This is a genomic window from Gordonia sp. UBA7860 (assembly GCF_002500165.1).
In the GTDB taxonomy this organism is placed as follows: Bacteria; Actinomycetota; Actinomycetes; order Mycobacteriales; family Mycobacteriaceae; genus Gordonia; species Gordonia sputi.
On sequence record NZ_DLSO01000003.1, the window covers coordinates 62,472 to 69,863 of the forward strand.

Annotated in this window: 3 protein-coding genes and 2 pseudogenes; 2 read left to right on the forward strand and 3 right to left on the reverse strand. The window is 66.3% G+C overall.

What is annotated here, in order from left to right:
- Positions 1–336: 336 nt before the first annotated feature.
- The 3 genes and pseudogenes from B3T59_RS00415 to B3T59_RS00425 form a co-directional block, all read right to left on the reverse strand.
- A pseudogene (locus tag B3T59_RS00415) lies at positions 337–486 on the reverse strand (low temperature requirement protein A); the annotation flags it as partial.
- Positions 487–641: 155 nt separating this feature from the next.
- Entirely contained in the window at positions 642–2,795 is a 2,154-nt protein-coding gene (locus tag B3T59_RS00420; protein WP_287001220.1) for an ArnT family glycosyltransferase, read from the reverse strand.
- Positions 2,796–2,862: 67 nt separating this feature from the next.
- The gene (locus B3T59_RS00425; protein WP_287001221.1) at positions 2,863–4,128 is read right to left on the reverse strand and encodes a bifunctional glycosyltransferase family 2/GtrA family protein; all 1,266 of its coding nucleotides are present in this window, start codon (positions 4,126–4,128) and stop codon (positions 2,863–2,865) included.
- Between the two features lie 114 nt (positions 4,129–4,242).
- On the opposite strand from B3T59_RS00425, the gene B3T59_RS00430 reads away from it, so the two are divergent.
- Both B3T59_RS00430 and B3T59_RS00435 read left to right on the forward strand, forming a co-directional pair.
- Positions 4,243–6,369 (forward strand): RecQ family ATP-dependent DNA helicase, encoded by a 2,127-nt coding sequence (locus tag B3T59_RS00430; protein WP_287001222.1) that lies wholly within the window; start codon positions 4,243–4,245, stop codon positions 6,367–6,369.
- Between the two features lie 386 nt (positions 6,370–6,755).
- A pseudogene (locus tag B3T59_RS00435) lies at positions 6,756–7,392 on the forward strand (HNH endonuclease); the annotation flags it as partial.

Sequence of the window (7,392 nt, forward strand, 5' to 3'; positions counted from 1 at the left end):
CCGTAGAGCCACGCGCCCAGCCGCTACAACCGCTACAACCGCCGCGGCGCTTACGTCCCATGTCGGCAAGACTGTGTGACTGAGTTCCCTCGACCAGGTGCCCAACTCCTACAGCCACGCACAGCGGGTTGTCGCACTCGTGCACCGCGACCACGCCACCGTGGATCACACCGAAAGTCGCCGCGATCGCGAAGCGCTGAGCGCGTACCACCCGCGGCCCTCCCGGCCGGTTCACCCAGAATCGTCCATACCCGTCACCGATAGCGCTGGCGAAAACCGTGCATGCACCAGAGGGACCCGCCACACAGAATCGCCGAAACCGTTTGATCTCAGCGAGCCGAAGAAGGCGGTGCGCCAGTGACCTTCCGCGAGGTAGTGGGCCACCTGCGTACCCGCCACCGAGAAGATCACCACGAAAACGAGGTCGAAGAACAACTCGAGGTTGGTCGCCGAGCGTCGTTCCTCGTGCGGGTCCCGGCCCGTCATCCGACTCAGTCGATGTCCGATCGTCAATGCCACGATCAGAACCTTAACGTCGAGGGGCGTCGACGTCAGGTCACTCAAACCAGACCGGAGCAATCGCAACGCGCGGTTGTCTATTCACTCCTGCCCTGCGAGTTCCCGACGTCGACGTCGGGCGACTACTTGGGAGCGGTCAGGTCGTAGGTGGTCACACCGTCGACCGTCTTCGCGGTGAAGTTCTGCTCCACCCACGTGGCGATCTGACTCGACGGCCTGCTGTCCGAACCCCCACCGAATCCACCGCCACCGATGAAGTAGTGAATCTTCTTCTGCTCCACCAGCTTCTGGAACTCTGCGAGCGTCGGCGACGGATCGGTGCCGTTGAAGCCGCCGATCGGCATCACGGAGTAACCGGACTCGAGTTGGTAGCCCGACGCCGTGTTCGAGCCGACGGCCGCTGCGACCCAGGTGAAGTCCTGGGCGTCTGCCTTCAGCAGAGACAGCATCTGCGCGCTGGGCTTCGACCCGTTGAGCAGGCCGCCACCGGGGCCACCCATTCCGCCGCGTCCTCCTGCAGATCGCGAGCCCGTACCGTTCTGCGATTGCCCGGGCCGCCACATCTGACCCTGCTGGCCCGGTTGTCCCGGTTGCTGACCTGCCTGACCCGGTTGACCTGCCTGACCGGCGCCGCCCGCCATCGGCGGCATGCCGCCGGTTCCACCGAAGCCTGCGCGGCCCATGCGCATTCCGCCGCCCGGGCCGAATCCGCCCTCGACGCGCGGTCCGGCGCTGATGATCGAGCCCTGCTTGGCCGTGGTGATGGTGTCGACCGTGTACGCCAACGGGCCTGCGAGTGCGGCGATCACCGACATCGCGATCGCGAGCGCACCGACGTAGGCGCGTTGCGCGAACAACATCGCGGCACCCCCGACGATCCCGAGGAACAGCACCACGTAGCGCAGCCATGGCACGAAGTCCGACGACCGTGCGAGGAGCGCGAAACCCCAGATCGCCGCAATCCACACCGCGGCGGCAAGCACACATCGGACCCACACCTTGTCGCGTGCACGCCAGGCCACCGCGGCACCACCGGCGAGTACGGCGGCGACGGCCGGCGCGAGGGCAGCGGTGTAGTAGCTGTGGAAGATGCCCGCCATGAAGCTGAACACGGCCATCGTCACGAGCAGCCAGAGCCCCCACACGACGAGGTAGGCGCGTCGCGTGTCGGTGCGCTTGGCCCTACCGATGATGATCAGCGCAGCGATACCGAGCACCAGTGCCGACGGGATCAGCCAGGCGATCTGACCACCCTGCTCGGGCTGGAACATTCGCAGCAGTCCGGGCTGTCCCCACATGCCACCGCGACCACCGGGCGCGCCCGGTCCCGCGAAGTCGGCACCCATTCCGCCGGGCCCCGCTGCCGAACCGCCGTAGGTACTGCGCCCCATACCCGGTCCGACGCTACCGGTCTCGTTGCCACTGAGGCGACCGAAACCGTTGTAGCCCAACGTCAATTCCATCACGGAGTTGTTCTGCGATCCGCCGATCCACGGCCGCGACGACACCGGCCACAGCGCGACGGCGAGCAGCCACCAACCCGCGCTGACGATCATCGCACCGAGGGCGGCGAAGCAGTGCGTGAGGCGCCTGCCCCACCCGCCGGGACCGAACGCGAAGTAGGTGATCGCAAGTCCCGGCACGATCAGCATCACCTGCAACTGCTTGGTGAGGAAGCCGAACCCGACGAACACGCCGACGAGGATCATCCACCGAAGCCGCCCTGTCTCAACGGCTTTCAGGCACGCCCAGACCGCGGCGATCATCAACAGGATGAGCAGCGCCTCGGGATTGTTGAAGCGGAACATCATCGCGGCGACCGGGGTGAGCGCCAACGTCGCACCGGCGAGAATACCCGCCCAGTGTCCGAAGTACCTGCGGGTCATCCAGTAGAGCAACGCCACCGATGCCACACCCATCAGGGCGTTGGGCACCAGGATCGCCCACGAGTTCAACCCGAAGATCCGCACCGACAGCGCCGGAATCCACAGCGACGCAGGCGGCTTGTCGACAGTGATCGAGTTCGCCATGTCCGACGACCCGAAGAACCATGCCTTCCACGACTGCGACCCCGCCTGGATCGCCGCGGAGTAGAACGAGTTGGCCCAACCGTTCGCCGAGAGGTTCCAGAGGTTGATGATCGTCGTCGCGATCACTAGTGCGGCAAGCGATCCGCGCTCCCAGAGTCTCGTGCGTGCCATCGAACCGGCCGAGGTGTCGACAGGCGCACGGCCCCGGGAGTCCGGGGCCGTCGCCGATTCTGCTGTGGTGGTCATCGTCTCGATTCTTGCTCGGTGGGGCGGCTGGCAGCAGTGTGACCGGCCTCGTGAATGCGGTGCGACGTCATTCCGTTGCCTCTGCGGTGCGTCGCAGGTGAGCACGGAACACCCACCGCAATCCGACGAAGCGAGTCGCAGTGGCCACCAGATTGGCGACGATCAGCACGACGAGCTCGGCATGCTTCGACGCTCCCGGCGCGTAGGCGTGTAGCCCTGCGAGTGCCCCCGCGGTGACCGCCCAGCCGAACAAGAACACGCCGAACCCGAAGAGCTGATGTTTGAGAGCATCCTCGCGGCCGTGCACACCGAAGCTGAACTTGCGGTTGGCCGCGGTGTTGAGCACCGCGGTCACCGCGAGTGCAACGAAGTTGGAGACCTGCGCACCGAGGATCGAGTGCAGCAACAGGTAGAGCACCGCATACGCGGCCGTCGACGCCACCCCGACGACGCAGAACCGGACGAGCTGACCGACCATGCCCGGTGGCACACCCGCGATGTCGGGACCGGCCGCGCGCTCACGGCCGACCGTCGAACGCAGTTCAGCGATGGGCAGTCGACCCCGCGCCAGCGCGTAACCCACGCGGGCGCAGCCCTTGAGATCGTCGACCGCGGTGGACACGATGTCGACGGTGCTGTTCGGGTCGTCGACCCAATCGACAGGAACCTCGGCGATCCGCAGCCCGATGCGCTCACCGAGCACGAGCAGTTCGGTATCGAAGAACCAGCCTGTGTCCTCGACGTAGGGCAACACCTGACGGGCGATGTCGGTGCGCATCGCCTTGAAGCCGCACTGGGCGTCGGAGAACTTGGCGCGCATCGTCGTACGAAGAATGAGATTGTATGAGCGCGAGATGAATTCGCGCTTGGTGCCACGTACCACGCGTGAACCGCGGGACAGTCGGGAGCCGATCGAGATGTCGGAGTGCCCGGACTCCAGCGGTGCGATGAGCGGCATCAGCGCGTTGAGGTCGGTGGACAGATCCACATCGCAGTAGGCGACGATCCGTGCGTCGCTGCGTGTCCACACCGCCTTGAGTGCCCTACCGCGCCCCTTCTCGTCGAGGTGTGCCACTCGGATGTCGCCGAGTTCACCCGCGAGTTCCGCTGCGATCGCGACGGTCGCGTCGGTGCTCGCGTTGTCGGCGACGGTGATGCGCGCAGTGAACGGGACGTGTGCGCGCAGATGGTCGTGGAGGCGGCGCAGGCACCGCGAGATGTCGTTCTCTTCGTTGTAGACCGGCACGACGATGTCGAGTACCGGAGCGGTGACCGATGTGTCGGCGACGATCGTCACGGGTGCCGCGGCCTGCGGGAGGGCTTCTGTCGTCATGAGTACAGATTCGGGTGCCAAACTGCAGCAACTCTGCGTCGAACCTGCCAGCTTCCTGTGAGCGTCTGGCCTGCGAAAAGAACCTCGTCGGTGGACGTCACTAGATTGGCGGGCATGACGGGAACATCGGTAGGACTGTCCGACGACGACCAAGCCGTCGCCGACGCTGTCATCACCAGCCTCGCGGGCGACGGCGCGCGCCTGCGCGACGACCAGCTCAGCGCGGTGGTCGGGTTGGTGGGGAGTTCGGGGAGCTCAGGGCCGCGTGTACTCGTGGTGCAGGCGACGGGGTGGGGGAAGTCGGCGGTCTATTGGACTGCGACGGCGATCCTGCGGTCTCATCGGCGGGGTCCGACATTGATCGTGTCGCCACTGTTGTCGCTGATGCGCGATCAGGTGTCAGCGGCAGAGCGCGCCGGACTGCGGGCGGCGACACTCAATTCGTCGAACGTCGACGACTGGTCGGCGATCGAGGCGTCGTTGCGCTCCGGCGAGCTCGACGTTCTGCTCGTCTCGCCAGAGCGCCTCGCCAATCCCGGATTCGGCAGGCGTGTGCTCGACGCGCTGTCGGGCGAACTGGGCCTGCTCGTCATCGACGAGGCGCACGCGATCTCCGATTGGGGTCACGATTTTCGGCCCGACTACCGCCGGGTCTCCGACGTCCTGCAGTCGCTCAATCCGCAGACTCCTGTTCTCGCGACCACGGCCACGGCGAACAGTCGGGTCACCGACGACGTCGCCGCGCAACTCAGCGCAGGCGGCCAGCAGTCCGAGACCCTGGTGCTGCGCGGCCCGCTCGCACGAAAGTCGTTGCACCTGAACGTGATCGATGGACTGTCGCCGATCGGGCGATACGGATGGGTCGCACAGCACCTGCCGGAACTCCCCGGTTCGGGCATCGTGTACGTACTCACCGTCGCCGACGCCGAGCGTCTCGTCGACGCGATTCGCGCGATACACGGCGATTCGGTGGCCGTCGAGGCATACACCGGGCAGCTCGATGCCGACCGCAGGCACCATCTCGAAGACGCCCTGCTGCGCAACGAGGTCAAGGCGCTCGTTGCGACGTCTGCGCTCGGAATGGGTTACGACAAGCCAGATCTCGGGTTCGTGGTGCATGTCGGATCGCCGCCGTCGCCGGTGTCGTACTACCAGCAGGTCGGGCGCGCGGGCCGGGCACTCGACGACGCCGTCGTGATGCTGTTGGCGTCGGCCACCGACAACTCGGTGTGGGACTACTTCGCGACCGCCACCATCCCTGATCCGGTGAAGATGGAGTCGGTGCTCTCGGCGTTGCGCGAGGCCGACGAGCCGATGTCAGTGCCCGCACTGGAGGCGGCGACCGGGCAGCGTCGAGGTCGAATCGAGTTGATGCTCAAGCAACTTGCGGTCGACGGCGCTACCGAACGCGGGCCCGACGGGTGGTCGGCGACGGGTACGCCATGGACGTTCGACACAGCCCACTACGACGGCGTCGTCGCGGTGCGGCGTCGCGAAGCCGACATCATGCGCAGCTACATCGCAGGCCGACAATGTCTGATGCAGTTGCTCACCGAGTCGCTCGACGACCCGCAGGCACAGCCGTGCGGGCGCTGTTCGGTGTGCACGGGAGCTCTGACCCCGCCGCTGACCGCCGACGTCGATCCCGCCGTCGTGCGCACGATCACCGGCGACCTTCGACGTTCCGCACAGATCCTCGAACCGCGAAAGATGTGGCCAGGTGGCGATTTCGGGCGTCGCGGACGCATCGCAGCCGACCTCGCCGCCGAACCGGGAAGAGTGCTGGCACACGCCGACGCTCCGGAGTGGACCGACCTCCTCGCCGCCGCTCGCGCCGACGATCCGCAGGCGCTTGCCGACCTCGGCGATGCCGCCGTGGCGACACTGTCGTCATGGGTGCGGCAGTCGGGAGTGCGCCCCGACATCATCATGTCGCTGCGGCTGACCGGCACCAACCTGGCCGATCAGCTCGCCGAACATCTACGCGTCGTCGGCAAGCGGCCGGGCGGACATCTGCCGGTGCGACAGGGCAACCCGCCCGATCGCGATGCACCCGGCGCCGTCGAGGCCGCGTACTGGCGCGACCATCTCGGCGAACCGCCCCCGGAGGTCGCGGGTCAGAACGTGCTGCTCGTCGTCGACGAGTCGCGGTCGGGGTGGGCGATCACGCTCGCCGCCGCCATACTGCGTGAGGCTGGCGCCACCGCGGTCATGCCGCTGCTGATCCATCGGAGCGTCTGAACCGCTCCTTTGGCCGCGGGAGTTCGCGGGTACCGCGCCGTAGCACTGCGCCTCGGTGGCGCCGACGGTGTCAGTACGTGCGCCTGGGGCGCTGTCACGAGCGCCCCACTATCGTTGCCGCACAGGCGGTCAACGCCGCCTCGACATACGTGTCAATTGAAGGCGATCCGGAGTGGTCGACGCTATCGCGACGTGATCGAGCCGCACAGCGCCGACGCCGCGTGTGGATAACCGAATTCGACGCTCCGAAAGTGTCATAGGCGGTCGCTAGAATTGATAGCGGGGACAGTGCGCCAACTCGAATCATGTTGCTGCGCAGTTTGTTTCGCCGATATATAGTGATCGAATCCCTTGACTCGAACGTCTGTTCTCCCCATAATGGACATATGCCCCCACTCCCCCACCTTCTCGACCAGCTGCGCGATATCCGTATCAAAGACGACGCCAACGCACGCGAACTACAGGCCGCGACAACAACACTCATGATGATGCGCAACGTCGTCGACCATCTCCTCGCCGTGCACGCCGCCGCGATGGACCGCCTCGGCGTTGCCGGGCCGGGCGGCAAAACCCGGGCACTACTCATCGCCATGGGCGCCGCACCCGCAGCAGCATCCCGGTGGTTGCAGATCGGCGCAGCCCTACCGAGACTGCAGCGACTACCCGGCTACAGCGAAGACGGCGCATTCCCCAGCGAACACGTCAGCGCGATCGTTTCCGGACTGGCCCACATCGAGAAGCGTTCAGCCAAAGCCACTTCCGATGAGGAACGCCTCAACCATGAGCGCACACTGATCGCACAGGCCTCCTCCGGTGCCACACCCCGCGAGATCGCACTCACCGCACGCGCCCGAGCCAACGACGCCGCAGACGACCACGGAGGCATCCCCGCGGCAGAAGACCGCACCATCAACACACTCTCGCTCACCCAAACCAGCGACGGACGCACCGAGATCCGCGGCGACGTCGACGTGGTGACAGCCGAAAAACTGCACAGCGCAATCGAGTCGCTGTCAGAAGAAC